Source organism: Pseudomonas palleroniana (genome assembly GCF_022836895.1).
GTDB lineage: Bacteria > Pseudomonadota > Gammaproteobacteria > Pseudomonadales > Pseudomonadaceae > Aquipseudomonas > Aquipseudomonas palleroniana.
Genome location: NZ_CP092411.1, coordinates 2,002,670 through 2,019,364 on the forward strand (window position 1 = coordinate 2,002,670; position 16,695 = coordinate 2,019,364).

The 16,695-nt window shown below is 53.9% G+C and carries 11 protein-coding genes, 6 tRNA genes and 3 rRNA genes; 14 read left to right on the forward strand and 6 right to left on the reverse strand.

Annotation, left to right across the window (positions count from 1 at the left end):
- The first annotated feature begins 41 nt into the window (after nucleotides 1-41).
- The 6 genes from MJP36_RS09130 to mgtE all read left to right on the forward strand — a co-directional run bounded on the left by MJP36_RS09130 (nucleotide 42) and on the right by mgtE (nucleotide 3,925).
- Nucleotides 42-1,283: an aspartate kinase gene (locus MJP36_RS09130; RefSeq protein WP_060757331.1), complete on the forward strand. Its 1,242-nt coding sequence runs from the start codon at nucleotides 42-44 to the stop codon at nucleotides 1,281-1,283.
- 174 nt (nucleotides 1,284-1,457) lie between these two features.
- Nucleotides 1,458-1,646, forward strand: coding sequence for a carbon storage regulator CsrA (gene csrA / locus MJP36_RS09135; RefSeq protein WP_003175645.1), 189 nt, complete (start codon nucleotides 1,458-1,460; stop codon nucleotides 1,644-1,646).
- Nucleotides 1,647-1,708: 62 nt separating this feature from the next.
- Nucleotides 1,709-1,799 (forward strand) — tRNA-Ser (locus MJP36_RS09140).
- Between the two features lie 108 nt (nucleotides 1,800-1,907).
- Nucleotides 1,908-1,984, forward strand: a tRNA-Arg gene (locus MJP36_RS09145).
- A gap of 72 nt (nucleotides 1,985-2,056) precedes the next feature.
- Nucleotides 2,057-2,133, forward strand: a tRNA-Arg gene (locus MJP36_RS09150).
- A gap of 349 nt (nucleotides 2,134-2,482) precedes the next feature.
- Nucleotides 2,483-3,925, forward strand: coding sequence for a magnesium transporter (mgtE, locus tag MJP36_RS09155; RefSeq protein WP_060757332.1), 1,443 nt, complete (start codon nucleotides 2,483-2,485; stop codon nucleotides 3,923-3,925).
- Between the two features lie 104 nt (nucleotides 3,926-4,029).
- Here mgtE and MJP36_RS09160 read toward each other — a convergent pair whose 3' ends face one another.
- Both MJP36_RS09160 and MJP36_RS09165 read right to left on the reverse strand, forming a co-directional pair.
- Nucleotides 4,030-4,356, reverse strand: a complete 327-nt coding sequence (locus MJP36_RS09160) for an Arc family DNA-binding protein (protein ID WP_060757333.1) — start codon at nucleotides 4,354-4,356, stop codon at nucleotides 4,030-4,032.
- A 527-nt stretch (nucleotides 4,357-4,883) separates the two neighbouring features.
- Nucleotides 4,884-5,111, reverse strand: coding sequence for a hypothetical protein (locus MJP36_RS09165; RefSeq protein ID WP_104994604.1), 228 nt, complete (start codon nucleotides 5,109-5,111; stop codon nucleotides 4,884-4,886).
- A 327-nt stretch (nucleotides 5,112-5,438) separates the two neighbouring features.
- Between MJP36_RS09165 and MJP36_RS09170 the strand changes: the two genes are divergently transcribed.
- The 7 genes from MJP36_RS09170 (at nucleotide 5,439) to MJP36_RS09200 (ending at nucleotide 12,987) form a co-directional block, all read left to right on the forward strand.
- Nucleotides 5,439-5,515: transfer RNA gene (locus MJP36_RS09170), tRNA-Arg, on the forward strand.
- 563 nt (nucleotides 5,516-6,078) lie between these two features.
- Nucleotides 6,079-7,615: ribosomal RNA gene (locus tag MJP36_RS09175) — 16S ribosomal RNA — on the forward strand.
- An 82-nt stretch (nucleotides 7,616-7,697) separates the two neighbouring features.
- A tRNA-Ile gene (locus MJP36_RS09180) sits at nucleotides 7,698-7,774 on the forward strand.
- A gap of 30 nt (nucleotides 7,775-7,804) precedes the next feature.
- A tRNA-Ala gene (locus MJP36_RS09185) sits at nucleotides 7,805-7,880 on the forward strand.
- Between the two features lie 246 nt (nucleotides 7,881-8,126).
- A 23S ribosomal RNA gene (locus MJP36_RS09190) occupies nucleotides 8,127-11,018 on the forward strand.
- A 151-nt stretch (nucleotides 11,019-11,169) separates the two neighbouring features.
- A 5S ribosomal RNA gene (rrf, locus tag MJP36_RS09195) occupies nucleotides 11,170-11,285 on the forward strand.
- The 16S, 23S and 5S rRNA genes sit together here with 2 tRNA genes alongside, the layout of an rRNA operon.
- 316 nt (nucleotides 11,286-11,601) lie before the next feature.
- Nucleotides 11,602-12,987 (forward strand): MFS transporter, encoded by a 1,386-nt coding sequence (locus MJP36_RS09200; protein WP_060756336.1) that lies wholly within the window; start codon nucleotides 11,602-11,604, stop codon nucleotides 12,985-12,987.
- Nucleotides 12,988-13,046: 59 nt separating this feature from the next.
- Here the strand turns inward: MJP36_RS09200 and MJP36_RS09205 are convergent, their stop codons facing one another.
- The 4 genes from MJP36_RS09205 to flgA form a co-directional block, all read right to left on the reverse strand.
- Nucleotides 13,047-13,796 (reverse strand): flagellar brake protein, encoded by a 750-nt coding sequence (locus tag MJP36_RS09205; protein ID WP_205343299.1) that lies wholly within the window; start codon nucleotides 13,794-13,796, stop codon nucleotides 13,047-13,049.
- 95 nt (nucleotides 13,797-13,891) lie between these two features.
- Nucleotides 13,892-14,362, reverse strand: a complete 471-nt coding sequence (locus MJP36_RS09210; protein WP_060756334.1) for a flagellar protein FlgN — start codon at nucleotides 14,360-14,362, stop codon at nucleotides 13,892-13,894.
- 48 nt (nucleotides 14,363-14,410) lie between these two features.
- A complete protein-coding gene (flgM, locus tag MJP36_RS09215) occupies nucleotides 14,411-14,734 on the reverse strand; it encodes a flagellar biosynthesis anti-sigma factor FlgM (protein WP_090369072.1) in 324 nt (107 codons plus the stop codon).
- A 143-nt stretch (nucleotides 14,735-14,877) separates the two neighbouring features.
- Nucleotides 14,878-15,639 carry a flagellar basal body P-ring formation chaperone FlgA gene (gene flgA, locus MJP36_RS09220; protein ID WP_060756332.1) on the reverse strand — a complete coding sequence of 254 codons (762 nt, stop codon included), beginning with the start codon at nucleotides 15,637-15,639 and terminating at the stop codon, nucleotides 14,878-14,880.
- Between the two features lie 91 nt (nucleotides 15,640-15,730).
- On the opposite strand from flgA, the gene MJP36_RS09225 reads away from it, so the two are divergent.
- The gene (locus tag MJP36_RS09225; protein WP_161549523.1) at nucleotides 15,731-16,663 is read left to right on the forward strand and encodes a chemotaxis protein CheV; all 933 of its coding nucleotides are present in this window, start codon (nucleotides 15,731-15,733) and stop codon (nucleotides 16,661-16,663) included.
- Nucleotides 16,664-16,695 lie beyond the last annotated feature (32 nt).

Genomic DNA, 16,695 nt, shown 5'->3' on the forward strand with positions numbered 1-16,695 from the left:
TGTTTATTGGGCGCCCCTTTACGGGCTGAGGCGGCTTAGAAATGGCTTTGATCGTACAGAAATTTGGAGGCACCTCGGTCGGCTCTGTCGAAAGAATCGAGCAGGTCGCCGACAAGGTTAAGAAATTCCGCGATGCCGGGGATGACCTGGTGGTGGTGCTGTCGGCCATGAGCGGCGAGACCAATCGCCTGATCGATCTGGCCAAGGCAATCAGTGGTGATCAACAGCCGCTGCCGCGTGAGCTGGATGTGATCGTGTCGACTGGCGAGCAGGTGACCATTGCGTTGCTGGCCATGGCGCTGAACAAGCGTGGCGTGCCGGCGGTGTCCTACACTGGCAGCCAGGTGCGCATCCTGACCGACAGTGCGCATACCAAGGCACGCATCCTGCAAATCGATGATCAGAAAATCCGTACTGATCTGAAAGCCGGGCGCGTGGTAGTTGTAGCGGGCTTTCAGGGCGTGGACGAGCACGGCAACATCACCACCCTGGGGCGTGGCGGTTCGGACACCACCGGTGTGGCTCTGGCGGCGGCCCTCAAGGCTGATGAATGCCAGATCTACACCGATGTGGATGGCGTCTACACCACCGACCCACGTGTGGTACCGGTCGCCCAGCGTCTGGACAAGATCACCTTCGAAGAGATGCTGGAAATGGCCAGTCTCGGTTCCAAGGTGCTGCAGATCCGCGCAGTAGAGTTCGCCGGCAAGTACAACGTTCCGCTGCGCGTATTGCACAGCTTCAAAGAGGGTCCGGGCACCCTCATTACTATTGATGAAGAGGAATCCATGGAACAGCCGATCATTTCCGGTATCGCTTTCAACCGTGATGAAGCCAAGCTGACGATCCGTGGCGTACCGGATACCCCGGGCGTGGCCTTCAAGATTCTGGGCCCTATCAGCGATGCGAATGTTGAAGTCGACATGATCGTGCAGAACGTCTCGCACGATAACACCACCGATTTCACCTTCACCGTACACCGCAACGAGTACGATGCGGCGTTGAAAATCCTGCAGAACACCGCTAACGAAATTGGCGCCCGTGAAGTGATTGGCGATACCAAGATTGCCAAGGTGTCGATCGTAGGTGTGGGCATGCGTTCCCATGCCGGCGTTGCCAGCCGTATGTTCGGCGCCCTGGCCAAGGAAAGCATCAATATCCAGATGATTTCTACCTCCGAAATCAAGGTCTCGGTAGTGATCGAAGAGAAGTACCTGGAGCTGGCTGTACGCGCGCTGCATACCGCTTTCGAGCTGGATGCTCCGGCCCGACAGGGCGAGTGATGTGATGCCAGGAAGGCGCGGTTTACCGCGCCTTTCATTTTTTTGTGGGGCGCATGTTCTTTTGTGTGGGCTCGACAATACTTAGGTGGTAGGGCTATGGCCTTCGGGTTGTAGGTCGAGGGCCTTTTTTTTGCAGACTGTTGTTCCTGAACTGAAATGCGTGAGGTGAAAGGTATGTTGATTCTGACTCGTCGTTGCGCAGAAAGCCTGATTATCGGTGATGGCGAAATCACCGTGACCGTGCTCGGCGTCAAAGGTAATCAAGTGCGCATCGGGGTTAATGCTCCGAAAGAGGTGGCTGTTCACCGCGAGGAAATCTACCTGCGGATCAAGAAAGAGAAGGACGAAGAACCAAGCCTTTAATTTTTATCGTTTTTTATGTTTGCAAACGGGGATGAACGTGGTTAATATACGCCCCGTGTTGCGGAGAGCTGGCCGAGTGGCCGAAGGCGCTCCCCTGCTAAGGGAGTACACCTCAAAAGGGTGTCGGGGGTTCGAATCCCCCGTTCTCCGCCATTATTTGCTTAGTACGTTGCAATCTGGTTTTTTCGGTAAGTTGTTGAAAATACTCGAAAAAATAGCTTTACATAGAGATTGAACGGCCTATAATGCGCGGCAACAAATGCACTCGTAGCTCAGCTGGATAGAGTACTCGGCTACGAACCGAGCGGTCACAGGTTCGAATCCTGTCGAGTGCACCATTTAAGAGTCAGTTGCAGCGATGCAGGTGGCTTGGCTTCAACCAGTTGTGATCTGGTCTAAAAACACAACTTGCACTCGTAGCTCAGCTGGATAGAGTACTCGGCTACGAACCGAGCGGTCACAGGTTCGAATCCTGTCGAGTGCACCATACAAACAAAAAGCCCGCCTAGTGCGGGCTTTTTGCCGTCTGGCGTTTGTGTAGGTTTTCTCGCAGGCATTATCTTTTTCTCCTGCTTCATGTGTTTTCCCTTCGAGCTGCGTCGTCGCAGTTCATAGATGCAGCCAATCTGAGCTTTGTCTCGCAAGCGCTTGTTCTTTCCAGTTTTTTAACGTTAAAAGCGCACGCAGCGTGTATCATTGTGCCCGTCAGCCCCGCCGGGGCTTGTGGAATACCTCCATGGACTTACCCAGTAGTTACTCAGTACCCCGCTTTACCAATCATGAATTGACTGATTGATCCTTCCGGCGTGCCCCGCTGCTGGGAGTGGAGTTCGCCTATGACCGAAGTAGAAGTAAAGAAAACACAGGAAAGCCTGCAGGATCGTCTGGCTCAAGTCATCGAGCTGCTGCAGCGCCAGCGCGTGGTCGAAGACCTCACGCACCGCCAGGAAGGTCCGCATCACGACCGCGTCGAAAACCTGGTCCACCGGCAAAACCTCGTCGAGTTGCAACGCAAGCTCGATGACCTGCACTCTGCCGACGTTGCTTATATCCTCGAAGCCTTGCCGCTGGATGACCGGCTGACGCTCTGGCAGTTGGTCAAGGCTGACCGCGACGGTGATATCCTCCTTGAAGTATCCGACTCGGTCCGTGAAACCCTGATCGCCGACATGGACGATCACGAGCTCCTGGCAGCGGCCAAGGAGATGGATGCGGACGAGCTGGCGGACCTTGCTCCAGAGCTTCCCCGTGATGTTGTCCATGAGCTGATGGAAGCGCTTGACGGCCAGCAACGTGAGCGCGTGCGTTCCGCGTTGTCTTACGACGAGGACCAGGTCGGCGCTTTGATGGACTTCGAGATGGTCACCATCCGCGAGGACGTCAGCCTGGAAGTAGTATTGCGTTACCTACGCCGTCTTAAAGAGCTGCCAGGCCATACTGATAAACTGTTTGTCGTTGATTACGAAGGTATCCTGAAGGGCGTACTGCCGATCAAGCGCCTGCTGGTCAACGACCCTGAGAAGAAAGTTGCGGAGGTAATGGCCAGTGATCCGGTGAGTTTTCACCCGGACGAAGACGCCTATGATGCCGCTCAAGCATTTGAGCGTTACGACTTGATTTCTGCTCCGGTGGTCGACAAGAACGGCAAGCTGATCGGTCGTCTGACCATCGATGAAATGGTTGACCTGATTCGTGAGGAGAGTGAGACCGAAGTTCTCAACATGGCGGGTCTGCGTGAAGAGGAAGATATCTTTGCTTCGGTCTGGCGTTCCTTGCGTAACCGTTGGGCGTGGCTTGCTATCAACCTGATTACCGCCTTCATTGCTTCGCGAGTGATTGGGTTGTTCGAAGGTTCGATTGAGAAGCTGGTGGCTCTGGCAGCGTTGATGCCTATTGTTGCCGGTATTGGTGGTAATTCCGGCAACCAGACGATCACCATGATCGTACGAGCCATGGCGCTTGATCAGGTGAACACCGGTAATACGTCACGCCTTATGCGCAAGGAGCTGGCGGTGGCGCTGATTAACGGAGTCGTATGGGGTGGGGTGATCGGTATTGTGGCCTACATGCTTTATGGAAGTTGGTCGCTCGGCGTTGTAATGACGGCTGCCATGACGCTCAACTTGCTGCTGGCCGCTCTGATGGGGGTACTGATCCCTATGACTTTGGCACGCTTGGGTCGCGACCCGGCAATGGGGGCCAGCGTGATGATTACCGCCATGACCGATAGTGGTGGTTTCTTCATCTTCCTGGGCCTGGCAACGATCTTCCTGCTCTGATGCCTTTTCGCGGGGGGCAATTCTGCCCCTCGTTCCATACTCCTTTCCCAGATTTCGCACAAAAAAAAGCCAGCACTTGGCTGGCTTCTGCTTTCAATGGTGAATCAATTGGCTTCTGCGGCTGCCTCAACATCGTGTGCGATAAGCGAGACGAGAGCATTTTGCTGGCGGTGGGAGAGTTGACGAAAACGCTGCAGCAACTCGCGTTCATGCAGTGACAGCTCTGGGCTGTCCATGCGCATGCTCAACTCCTCACCCAGCGCCCCTTCCTGAATAAGGCTCTGCTCCAGGCGGGCGATGATTTCGGAGTTCATGCTGCGGTGATGATTGCGAGCCACCTCGGCAATGCGTTCCCGCATTCCGTCTGGCAGACGTACGACGAACTTGTCAGCCGTACGGCTGGAATAAATTGCCTGTTTCAATGGGCGCATATATTTAACCGGTTAGTTCAGAGGAGCGGTTTCTGGAATTGGCCGCAAGATGAGTGTTAAGACAAGGCTCACGACCAAAGTTCAACCCGAATTGCAAAGAGGCCGCATCATGCCTCAGATTTGACGTTTACTTGGCGTCAATTCTGTGACAAATATTGAACCGCCTACAGGCTTTATGCCAGCACTCATTTTCAATTCTGCGGACTGGTTGGAAAAAAAATTGCGCAGCATCTGGAATTCAGATCGTCGCGCAAGCCCAGGCTGCACGCGGGTTGAGGGCGCACATCCTACCGCAATATGGCCTTTTGCCCTCAATCTTAAGACTAGTGGCAGTTTGCCGATTTGCTAGCGTCAGGCGACATAAGGTCGAGCTGAAGTGGTTCTGTGCGGTATTGGCTAGATTTCATCCGGCAGACCGGGTCGGCGTGAAGCTACTGGACGCTACGCCGGCCATAAATGCCCCGGCTGGGTCATAGGGGTACAGAATTGCATGAACGCCAAACCCGGGATCGGGGCTGGTGGCTCTCTTAGAAGATCCAATGTTTGGATGTGGTCGAAGTCTGAGCGCCTTGAGCCGTGTAAACGGGGGAGGGCGGGGCGGCGGTCATTACAGCCAATTGCGGGCGTTGCTGGAGGTGATGTGGAACCGGCTGGTTGATCTGTGTCGTGTTCTGGGCATTCGTGGACTGAAAATGAAATATCACCAGCGCGGCCAAGGCTACGGTATTCAGGGCTAACAGGGCGGCGCTATTCATGGTTCTATTCTCCGCTGACTAGTTTTTGCAAAGCTGGCTTATAGGAGACGTATAGCAGGTGTCGTGCCAATATTTTAATGCTTTAAAATCAACTGGTTGCATTGGTTTTGTGAGGGTAGAGAATGCAATTTGCAATGTATTCGCTTTTTGGGTCAATGCAATTTGCACGATTCCATTTGCAGCCCGAATTTGCCGGGTTGAACTGCGTTTGCTTCTGCAAGCTTAGGCCTACACTCAAAATGCCTACGGACGACATGACAAAATCTATCTTGGCCGTTAACATGCACGCCGTCCGTCACTGGGCTCTTAGCCTGACGGCTTCCATTTGTCCCAGTAGCTCAATTGGATAGAGCATCCCCCTCCTAAGGGGAAGGTTGGCCGTTCGAACCGGCCCTGGGACACCATCTATACGCCAGGCGTTGCGCTATAGATGCATGTTGATTTGCGCGTCTTTCTTCTTCTCTTTTCCTCTCTTGATCTTCTTTCGCTTCCTGGTCGCTTTCGAGTGGGCTTCGCTCCGTGCTTTCCAGTATCGGAGCGCGTTCGCTGAGAGTCATTTTCTCTTTCTATATATAGAGGGGAGCGATAGAGGGGGATGCCCAGAAAGAAAATTCCGATTTTTTGAAATAGCGCTTGACGCCTCTGCTGGTGTCTGTAGAATTCGCCTCCCGCTAACGAGAGATCGGAAGCGCAAGTGGTTGAAGTTGTTGAAGAAATCTTCGAAAGCTTCTGAAAATAATCACTTGACAGCAAATGAGGCTGCTGTAGAATGCGCGCCTCGGTTGAGACGAAAGACTTAACCAACCGCTCTTTAACAACTGAATCAAGCAATTCGTGTGGGTGCTTGTGGAGTCAGACTGATAGTCAACAAGATTATCAGCATCACAAGTTACTCCGCGAGAAATCAAAGATGTAACCAACGATTGCTGAGCCAAGTTTAGGGTTTCTTAAAAACCCAAAGATGTTTGAACTGAAGAGTTTGATCATGGCTCAGATTGAACGCTGGCGGCAGGCCTAACACATGCAAGTCGAGCGGTAGAGAGAAGCTTGCTTCTCTTGAGAGCGGCGGACGGGTGAGTAATGCCTAGGAATCTGCCTGGTAGTGGGGGATAACGTCCGGAAACGGACGCTAATACCGCATACGTCCTACGGGAGAAAGCAGGGGACCTTCGGGCCTTGCGCTATCAGATGAGCCTAGGTCGGATTAGCTAGTTGGTGAGGTAATGGCTCACCAAGGCGACGATCCGTAACTGGTCTGAGAGGATGATCAGTCACACTGGAACTGAGACACGGTCCAGACTCCTACGGGAGGCAGCAGTGGGGAATATTGGACAATGGGCGAAAGCCTGATCCAGCCATGCCGCGTGTGTGAAGAAGGTCTTCGGATTGTAAAGCACTTTAAGTTGGGAGGAAGGGCAGTTGCCTAATACGTAACTGTTTTGACGTTACCGACAGAATAAGCACCGGCTAACTCTGTGCCAGCAGCCGCGGTAATACAGAGGGTGCAAGCGTTAATCGGAATTACTGGGCGTAAAGCGCGCGTAGGTGGTTTGTTAAGTTGGATGTGAAATCCCCGGGCTCAACCTGGGAACTGCATTCAAAACTGACTGACTAGAGTATGGTAGAGGGTGGTGGAATTTCCTGTGTAGCGGTGAAATGCGTAGATATAGGAAGGAACACCAGTGGCGAAGGCGACCACCTGGACTGATACTGACACTGAGGTGCGAAAGCGTGGGGAGCAAACAGGATTAGATACCCTGGTAGTCCACGCCGTAAACGATGTCAACTAGCCGTTGGAAGCCTTGAGCTTTTAGTGGCGCAGCTAACGCATTAAGTTGACCGCCTGGGGAGTACGGCCGCAAGGTTAAAACTCAAATGAATTGACGGGGGCCCGCACAAGCGGTGGAGCATGTGGTTTAATTCGAAGCAACGCGAAGAACCTTACCAGGCCTTGACATCCAATGAACTTTCCAGAGATGGATTGGTGCCTTCGGGAACATTGAGACAGGTGCTGCATGGCTGTCGTCAGCTCGTGTCGTGAGATGTTGGGTTAAGTCCCGTAACGAGCGCAACCCTTGTCCTTAGTTACCAGCACGTTATGGTGGGCACTCTAAGGAGACTGCCGGTGACAAACCGGAGGAAGGTGGGGATGACGTCAAGTCATCATGGCCCTTACGGCCTGGGCTACACACGTGCTACAATGGTCGGTACAAAGGGTTGCCAAGCCGCGAGGTGGAGCTAATCCCATAAAACCGATCGTAGTCCGGATCGCAGTCTGCAACTCGACTGCGTGAAGTCGGAATCGCTAGTAATCGCGAATCAGAATGTCGCGGTGAATACGTTCCCGGGCCTTGTACACACCGCCCGTCACACCATGGGAGTGGGTTGCACCAGAAGTAGCTAGTCTAACCTTCGGGAGGACGGTTACCACGGTGTGATTCATGACTGGGGTGAAGTCGTAACAAGGTAGCCGTAGGGGAACCTGCGGCTGGATCACCTCCTTAATCGACGACATCAGCTGCTCCATAAGCTCCCACACGAATTGCTTGATTCATTGAAGAAGACGATAAGAAGCAGCCCGAAATTGGGTCTGTAGCTCAGTTGGTTAGAGCGCACCCCTGATAAGGGTGAGGTCGGCAGTTCGAATCTGCCCAGACCCACCAATTTTGTGTGGGAAACGCCTGTAGAAATACGGGGCCATAGCTCAGCTGGGAGAGCGCCTGCCTTGCACGCAGGAGGTCAACGGTTCGATCCCGTTTGGCTCCACCACTACTGCTTCTGACGTTTAAAGCTTAGAAATGAGCATTCCATCAAGGTGATGGTGAATGTTGATTTCTAGTCTTTGATTAGATCGTTCTTTAAAAATTTGGGTATGTGATAGAAAGATAGACTGAACGTTACTTTCACTGGTAACGGATCAGGCTAAGGTAAAATTTGTGAGTTCTCTTAGTTGAGAAATTCGAATTTTCGGCGAATGTCGTCTTCACAGTATAACCAGATTGCTTGGGGTTATATGGTCAAGTGAAGAAGCGCATACGGTGGATGCCTTGGCAGTCAGAGGCGATGAAAGACGTGGTAGCCTGCGAAAAGCTTCGGGGAGTCGGCAAACAGACTTTGATCCGGAGATGTCTGAATGGGGGAACCCAGCCATCATAAGATGGTTATCTTGTACTGAATACATAGGTGCAAGAGGCGAACCAGGGGAACTGAAACATCTAAGTACCCTGAGGAAAAGAAATCAACCGAGATTCCCTTAGTAGTGGCGAGCGAACGGGGACTAGCCCTTAAGTGGCTTTGAGATTAGCGGAACGCTCTGGAAAGTGCGGCCATAGTGGGTGATAGCCCTGTACGCGAAAATCTCTTAGTCATGAAATCGAGTAGGACGGAGCACGAGAAACTTTGTCTGAATATGGGGGGACCATCCTCCAAGGCTAAATACTACTGACTGACCGATAGTGAACTAGTACCGTGAGGGAAAGGCGAAAAGAACCCCGGAGAGGGGAGTGAAATAGATCCTGAAACCGTATGCGTACAAGCAGTGGGAGCAGACTTTGTTCTGTGACTGCGTACCTTTTGTATAATGGGTCAGCGACTTATTTTCAGTGGCGAGCTTAACCGAATAGGGGAGGCGTAGCGAAAGCGAGTCTTAATAGGGCGTCTAGTCGCTGGGAATAGACCCGAAACCGGGCGATCTATCCATGGGCAGGTTGAAGGTTGGGTAACACTAACTGGAGGACCGAACCGACTACCGTTGAAAAGTTAGCGGATGACCTGTGGATCGGAGTGAAAGGCTAATCAAGCTCGGAGATAGCTGGTTCTCCTCGAAAGCTATTTAGGTAGCGCCTCATGTATCACTGTAGGGGGTAGAGCACTGTTTCGGCTAGGGGGTCATCCCGACTTACCAAACCGATGCAAACTCCGAATACCTACAAGTGCCGAGCATGGGAGACACACGGCGGGTGCTAACGTCCGTCGTGAAAAGGGAAACAACCCAGACCGTCAGCTAAGGTCCCAAAGTTATGGTTAAGTGGGAAACGATGTGGGAAGGCTTAGACAGCTAGGAGGTTGGCTTAGAAGCAGCCACCCTTTAAAGAAAGCGTAATAGCTCACTAGTCGAGTCGGCCTGCGCGGAAGATGTAACGGGGCTCAAACCATACACCGAAGCTACGGGTATCACGTAAGTGATGCGGTAGAGGAGCGTTCTGTAAGCCTGTGAAGGTGAGTTGAGAAGCTTGCTGGAGGTATCAGAAGTGCGAATGCTGACATGAGTAACGACAATGGGTGTGAAAAACACCCACGCCGAAAGACCAAGGTTTCCTGCGCAACGTTAATCGACGCAGGGTTAGTCGGTCCCTAAGGCGAGGCTGAAAAGCGTAGTCGATGGAAAACAGGTTAATATTCCTGTACTTCTGGTTATTGCGATGGAGGGACGGAGAAGGCTAGGCCAGCTTGGCGTTGGTTGTCCAAGTTTAAGGTGGTAGGCTGGAATCTTAGGTAAATCCGGGATTCTAAGGCCGAGAGCTGATGACGAGTCATCTTTTAGATGACGAAGTGGTTGATGCCATGCTTCCAAGAAAAGCTTCTAAGCTTCAGGTAACCAGGAACCGTACCCCAAACCGACACAGGTGGTTGGGTAGAGAATACCAAGGCGCTTGAGAGAACTCGGGTGAAGGAACTAGGCAAAATGGCACCGTAACTTCGGGAGAAGGTGCGCCGGTGAGGGTGAAGGACTTGCTCCGTAAGCCCATGCCGGTCGAAGATACCAGGCCGCTGCGACTGTTTATTAAAAACACAGCACTCTGCAAACACGAAAGTGGACGTATAGGGTGTGACGCCTGCCCGGTGCCGGAAGGTTAATTGATGGGGTTAGCTAACGCGAAGCTCTTGATCGAAGCCCCGGTAAACGGCGGCCGTAACTATAACGGTCCTAAGGTAGCGAAATTCCTTGTCGGGTAAGTTCCGACCTGCACGAATGGCGTAACGATGGCGGCGCTGTCTCCACCCGAGACTCAGTGAAATTGAAATCGCTGTGAAGATGCAGTGTATCCGCGGCTAGACGGAAAGACCCCGTGAACCTTTACTATAGCTTTGCACTGGACTTTGAATTTGCTTGTGTAGGATAGGTGGGAGGCTTTGAAGCGTGGACGCCAGTCTGCGTGGAGCCATCCTTGAAATACCACCCTGGCAACTTTGAGGTTCTAACTCAGGTCCGTTATCCGGATCGAGGACAGTGTATGGTGGGTAGTTTGACTGGGGCGGTCTCCTCCTAAAGAGTAACGGAGGAGTACGAAGGTGCGCTCAGACCGGTCGGAAATCGGTCGTAGAGTATAAAGGCAAAAGCGCGCTTGACTGCGAGACAGACACGTCGAGCAGGTACGAAAGTAGGTCTTAGTGATCCGGTGGTTCTGTATGGAAGGGCCATCGCTCAACGGATAAAAGGTACTCCGGGGATAACAGGCTGATACCGCCCAAGAGTTCATATCGACGGCGGTGTTTGGCACCTCGATGTCGGCTCATCACATCCTGGGGCTGAAGCCGGTCCCAAGGGTATGGCTGTTCGCCATTTAAAGTGGTACGCGAGCTGGGTTTAGAACGTCGTGAGACAGTTCGGTCCCTATCTGCCGTGGACGTTTGAGATTTGAGAGGGGCTGCTCCTAGTACGAGAGGACCGGAGTGGACGAACCTCTGGTGTTCCGGTTGTCACGCCAGTGGCATTGCCGGGTAGCTATGTTCGGAATAGATAACCGCTGAAAGCATCTAAGCGGGAAACTAGCCTCAAGATGAGATCTCACTGGAACCTTGAGTTCCCTGAAGGGCCGTCGAAGACTACGACGTTGATAGGTTGGGTGTGTAAGCGCTGTGAGGCGTTGAGCTAACCAATACTAATTGCCCGTGAGGCTTGACCATATAACACCCAAGCAATTTGAGTCGAAAGGCCAGATTGCGGTGTGTGAAGACGCTATGAACCGAAAGTTCGACGCTCACAAGACACCGACTTCTATTACATACCCAATTTGCTGAAGCGAAGCCGACTGGCTGCGACTCAGTACCCGAATTTCTTGACGACCATAGAGCATTGGAACCACCTGATCCCATCCCGAACTCAGCAGTGAAACGATGCATCGCCGATGGTAGTGTGGGGTTTCCCCATGTGAGAGTAGGTCATCGTCAAGATTAAATTCCGAAACCCCATTTGCGAAAGCAGATGGGGTTTTGTTTTGGGCGATCGAAAAGTGGCAAGCTGGCCGCTTCTACGGCTGTACCCACAGAGCCCAAATACCTCACCAGGTTTTGGCGGCTGGGCTGCGATCAGATAGTGCGCCGCGTATATATCGCTATCGTTGTGTACCTTTCAGACTGCGATGCGGCGTCTGAGTGTTTAGCAAAATAATCCCCGGAAACAGCTCATATCGCCTGTCCGGACACAGTCACCCAGGACTATCATGCCGATAACCCTGTCCCTCACTACAAGGAGCCGCTCGGAACGCCGATGCGCCAGATCTGGAAATCTTTTCGAGCCCTTTATTTCGCTTCCTTGATGATGCTGATCGGCTCCGGCCTGCTCAGTACTTACCTGGCATTACGCCTGGCAGCAGACCATGTTGACAGCTTGTGGGTGGGGGCATTGATGGCGGCCAACTATTTTGGCCTGGTGCTGGGTGGCAAGATCGGGCATCGCCTGATCGCCCGCGTCGGACACATCCGTGCGTATGCCACTTGTGCCGGAATTGTCGGGGCCGCCGTGCTGGGTCACGGGCTGGTCAACTGGTTGCCGGCCTGGATCGTGCTGCGGATGATCGTAGGCCTGGGGATGATGTGTCAGTACATGGTTATCGAAAGTTGGCTGAACGAGCAGGCAGACGCCAAGCAGCGCGGCTTAGTGTTCAGTGGCTATATGATCGCCTCCTATCTGGGCCTGGTATTAGGCCAGTTGATTCTCGTGTTGCATCCTCAGCTTGGCCTGGAGCTGTTGATGTTGGTAGCGGTCTGTTTTGCCTTGTGCCTGGTGCCGGTGGCCATGACCCGGCGCATTCACCCTGCGCCGCTACATCCGGCACCGATGGAACCGCGATTCTTTATCAAGCGTGTGCCGCAGTCGTTGAGTACGGTGCTGGGGGCCGGGCTGATTGTGGGCTCCTTTTACGGTTTGGCCCCGCTGTACGCGTCCCAGCAGGGGTTGACGACTGAACAGGTCGGTGTGTTCATGGGGTGCTGCATTTTTGCAGGTTTGGTGGTGCAGTGGCCGTTGGGTTGGTTGTCTGATCGTTATGACCGCGCATTATTGATTCGCTGTTTCGCTTTGTGCCTGGCGGTGGCAGCTCTGCCGCTGGCGATCCTGACCCAGGTACCATTGGAGGTGCTGTTTGTCGCGGGTTTCCTGTGTTCGTTGGTGCAGTTCTGCCTTTACCCACTGGCCGTGGCGTTTTCCAATGACCATGTCGAAGGGGACCGTCGGGTATCGCTGACTGCCATGCTGCTGGTGACCTACGGCATCGGCGCCAGTGTCGGGCCGCTGTTGGCGGGCGTGGTGATGAAGTTGTTTGGCAGCCATATGCTGTACGCGTTTTTCAGCCTGTGCGCGCTGATTCTGGTCTGGCGTATCCGTCCGAAAGCCGTGACTAACCTGCATCAGGTTGATGATGCTCCGCTGCACCACGTAGCGATGCCCGACAGCATGTCCAGTTCACCCTTGGTGGCTGCGCTCGATCCTCGTGTCGATGAGGCGGTGGTGCAGGAGCAGATGCAAACCACCGTAGCTGAGCCTGGGGCCGACGCTAATCCGCAAGCACCGACCGAGGGGGATGCACTGGATACTCCACCCGAGCATCCAGACCCGGATAATCATCCTCATGACCTGAGCAAGGCACGCCCCTGAATATAAAAACGGGCAGATCCCATCAGGATCTGCCCGTTTTTTGACGCGAGTTTCAAGGCTTAAAAATCATCATCCTTGTCGAAGCGTCTCGCTTCACGCTGCAGCTGATACACAAACCGTTCTACCTGGCGCTGCACCAGGCCGCTCATGTTATGAAAGCGCACGCCGGCGAAAGTGGTATTGATCTTGTCTTCGAAGTGCAGATAACGCAGTTCGACGGACGTGCTCATGCTGCCAAAGGGCAGGGCAGCGATAAAGCGGTCATACACCTGACCCAGTTGCAGGCGCTCGGATATGTCGCCTTCAAAGCGCAGCTTGCAGCCGGTAGCGGAAATATCCAGTAGCTTGCCACTGATAGGGGCCTTGAGCTTTTCGCCGCCCAGCTCGATGTTCACCAGCTGTGCCAGCTTCAACGCAGCGCGGAAGGCATTGCGTCGCTGATGATAGACCACTTCGCCAGGTATGCTACCGGTGTAAATGCGGTGACCACCTTTCTCGCTGATGGCCAGCGTACCGTTGCTTTCCCAGGCAACCCGCACACCCTCATGAAAGCCTTCAATGCGGAAGGACTCGCCATTCTCGAGGTAGCGTTCGCCATCGCGGGGAATCATTTCGTCCAAGGCCAGCGTCTTGCTGTCCCGGTCAACGTCTACCAGGTAGCTTTGAAAGCGCTGGCTGCGCTCGTGGAAAGTGATGATCAGTGGATCATGGCTTTCCTGCAGCATTCGCAAAGTACTGGCGATTTCCAGAGGCGTGGTGAGGACCTTTGGTGGCTGCGGGGCATCTTCCGCATTAAGGGCGTTGAACACGGTTCTTCCATCTCCAGACAAAATACGACTACACGCAAGAAGGGGCATTTTGCCAGTATGTAGCGTGCCTTGGATAGGCGCGCGGTGAACCGGCGTCAGGCTTGGCTGCGGGTGCTTGGTTTGACCAGGCGCGAGGTCGAGCCTTGGGCGTTGTAGAGGGCCGGAGGTTCTCCGCCGTGGAGTATGCGCAACTGGTTGGCGGTCGTGGCTTGCTGAAGCTGGATCGACTGACCGTTGAGCAGGTTGGCTTCCTGGCACTGGGCGAGCAATTGATTGAGCGCGCTACTCTGGGTCAGTAGTTGATCACCGACCGAGGAATGGCTGGCCAGTTGGGCAAGGCCGTCGTGATCAGCCGGCAGGCCCAGGCTGATGAGAATTTCGCTGCGCTTCTTGCCGTGTTGTTCAAGCAGCACAATCAGCGACTGTTTGCGTGCCAGGATTTCTTCCAGCAAACGCATATCCCGGCCATACAGGGCCAGGGATTCCTCTTTGAGCAACTCGAGCAAATGTTGCGTCGGCGCCAGATCATCAATGATCAGTTGGAGCAAATGTTCGTCGTGGTGCATGGCTGGCCTTGGGTTTTAAGCGTCCAAAAGCCCAGCGCAGGCCTTTGCCTAGCGCTCGGCTTCGAAGTTAAGCAGCTTGCTGGCTACACGGTTGCTGTCGACTTTATAGCTGCCATCGGCGATAGCCTGTTTCAACTCGGCCACACGGGCTTTATTGACAACCGGTTGATCGCGCAGCGAGTCAGTGACCTTCTGCAACTGTTGAGCCTCATTGCTCAGGTGTACCGATTCCCCGCTCTGGCTGACACCGGCCGGTTCTGCCTTGGTAGGCGCAGGCTGGGACTTGGCTTCTACACTGTCCTTGGCACCACCGGTGCGCGTAGAACCGGGCAAAGCCGGGGCGTTATTCAAACGACTGAAATCAATGACCATGTTAAAAAACCTCTGGGTATTTGGACGCTTGCCATGTTTTCGGCCATACCCGGATAAACTTTAGGCGCGATTGAGAATAAACCTGAATGCGCGGATGTTCAGCCCACAGTGTAGGAAAAGCCAGCGTCCTATGCCAGTGAACTCTATAACGCCACCTCGACTTGTCCCGGTGCGGTCACCTGCGCCTTGATCACACGGTTGGAGTTGAGGTTCTTGACGCGAATCTGTTCGCTCATGCCGCCGTTGGACAGTGCCTCCCCCGGCATTTTTACTGTCAATGCGCCGCTACTGGCGGAAATCACCACCTGATCCCCCTTGCGAATCACCTCGGCCTGTTCCAGATGGACCAGCGTGATGACTTGATCGGTAACCATTGGTCGGGTCAATTTCTGCCCGATGGCTTGGTCCACCGATGTGAGATAGCCCTGGTTGATCTGGCTGATATCACGTTCGCGCAGGGCAACATCTTCGAAGCCGATGATGCCGGTGCGCTTCAGCGGGCGTGTCACCACCACGACATCGCGGAACAATTTGACTTGAGCGGGCACGAACACCGTCCAGGGCGAAGCGCCTTCACAACGGACTTTGACCGTGACGCGACCAATAGGCTGGGCAGGGCTTTCCAAGGTGGCAGTCAATTCCTTGTCGCACATTGGCATGCGCAGGCGAGGGTCTAACTGGTTGACTTGGATCTCGTAGCGTCCCGGCGTTTGTGTGGTTGTCAGATAATCTTCTACAGTGAACTCAAGAAAGCCCTGAGTGACGCCGATAAGTAGATCAGGCAATGTGACGTTGTCGGCACGGGTCGTAGCGCCTGCCGTCAAGGCAAGCAAAACCATCGTGGCGCAGAGCAGTCTGCGGTAGCGAGGGCGGGGGTGTCGGGAAACTGTCGTTTTAATGTCCATGGCCAATAAATAGCAAAGCTCGTGCCGTTTCGTGTTAGGGCGCGCGCCGCCTTGTAGGTATGGCCCAAGGTTTTAGCGTAGGAGTGCAGGCATGGCAGGTGTAATGGATTCAGTAAACCAGCGTACACAGCTGGTAGGGCAGAATCGCCTGGAGTTGTTGCTTTTTCGCCTGGACGGCAGCCAGCTATATGGCATCAACGTGTTTAAAGTTCGGGAAGTGTTGCAGTGTCCCAAATTGACGATCATGCCCAAATCCAGCCCTGTGGTGTGTGGTGTAGCCAACATCCGTGGTGCGACCATCCCGATTCTTGACCTGGCACTGGCCACAGGTTCCGCCGGTTTGCAGGACCGCGGAAGCCCGTTCGTGATCATCACGGAATACAACACCAAGACCCAGGGTTTCCTGGTGCGCTCGGTGGAACGTATCGTCAACATGAACTGGGAAGAGATCCATCCGCCACCCAAGGGCACTGGGCGCGATCACTACCTCACGGCGGTGACGCGGGTTGATAACCAGTTGGTGGAAATCATCGACGTGGAGAAGATCCTCGCCGAAGTGGCGCCGACCTCGGAGTCTATCTCGGTAGGCGTGGTCGACGCGGAAACCGCGCACAAGGCGGTATCCCTGCGCGTACTGACCGTGGATGACTCCTCGGTCGCTCGCAAGCAGGTCACGCGTTGTCTGCAAACCGTTGGCGTGGACGTGGTGGCTCTTAATGATGGTCGCCAGGCGCTGGATTACCTGCGTAACCTGGTCGATGAGGGCAAGAAGCCGGAAGAGGAGTTCTTGATGATGATTTCCGACATCGAGATGCCGGAAATGGATGGTTATACCCTCACGGCCGAAATACGCAGCGATCCACGCATGCAAAAATTGCATATCATCCTGCATACTTCATTGTCGGGTGTATTCAATCAGGCAATGGTCAAGAAGGTCGGCGCTGATGACTTCCTGGCCAAATTCCGCCCTGATGACCTGGCATCCCGGGTAGTCGACCGGATCAAGGCTGCAGATCACGGCTAGGGGATTTCCCTAGCGATCACACGATTTAAGAG

Coding starts and splice junctions, on each gene's coding strand:
- MJP36_RS09165 (WP_104994604.1), bottom strand. CDS start 5,111: ATGAATAGCGCCGCCCTGTTAGCCCTGAATACCGTAGCCTTGGCCGCG.
- MJP36_RS09160 (WP_060757333.1), bottom strand. CDS start 4,356: ATGCGCCCATTGAAACAGGCAATTTATTCCAGCCGTACGGCTGACAAG.
- MJP36_RS09225 (WP_161549523.1), top strand. CDS start 15,731: ATGGCAGGTGTAATGGATTCAGTAAACCAGCGTACACAGCTGGTAGGG.
- flgM (WP_090369072.1), bottom strand. CDS start 14,734: ATGGTCATTGATTTCAGTCGTTTGAATAACGCCCCGGCTTTGCCCGGT.
- MJP36_RS09200 (WP_060756336.1), top strand. CDS start 11,602: ATGCGCCAGATCTGGAAATCTTTTCGAGCCCTTTATTTCGCTTCCTTG.
- MJP36_RS09210 (WP_060756334.1), bottom strand. CDS start 14,362: ATGCACCACGACGAACATTTGCTCCAACTGATCATTGATGATCTGGCG.
- csrA (WP_003175645.1), top strand. CDS start 1,458: ATGTTGATTCTGACTCGTCGTTGCGCAGAAAGCCTGATTATCGGTGAT.
- flgA (WP_060756332.1), bottom strand. CDS start 15,639: ATGGACATTAAAACGACAGTTTCCCGACACCCCCGCCCTCGCTACCGC.
- MJP36_RS09130 (WP_060757331.1), top strand. CDS start 42: ATGGCTTTGATCGTACAGAAATTTGGAGGCACCTCGGTCGGCTCTGTC.
- mgtE (WP_060757332.1), top strand. CDS start 2,483: ATGACCGAAGTAGAAGTAAAGAAAACACAGGAAAGCCTGCAGGATCGT.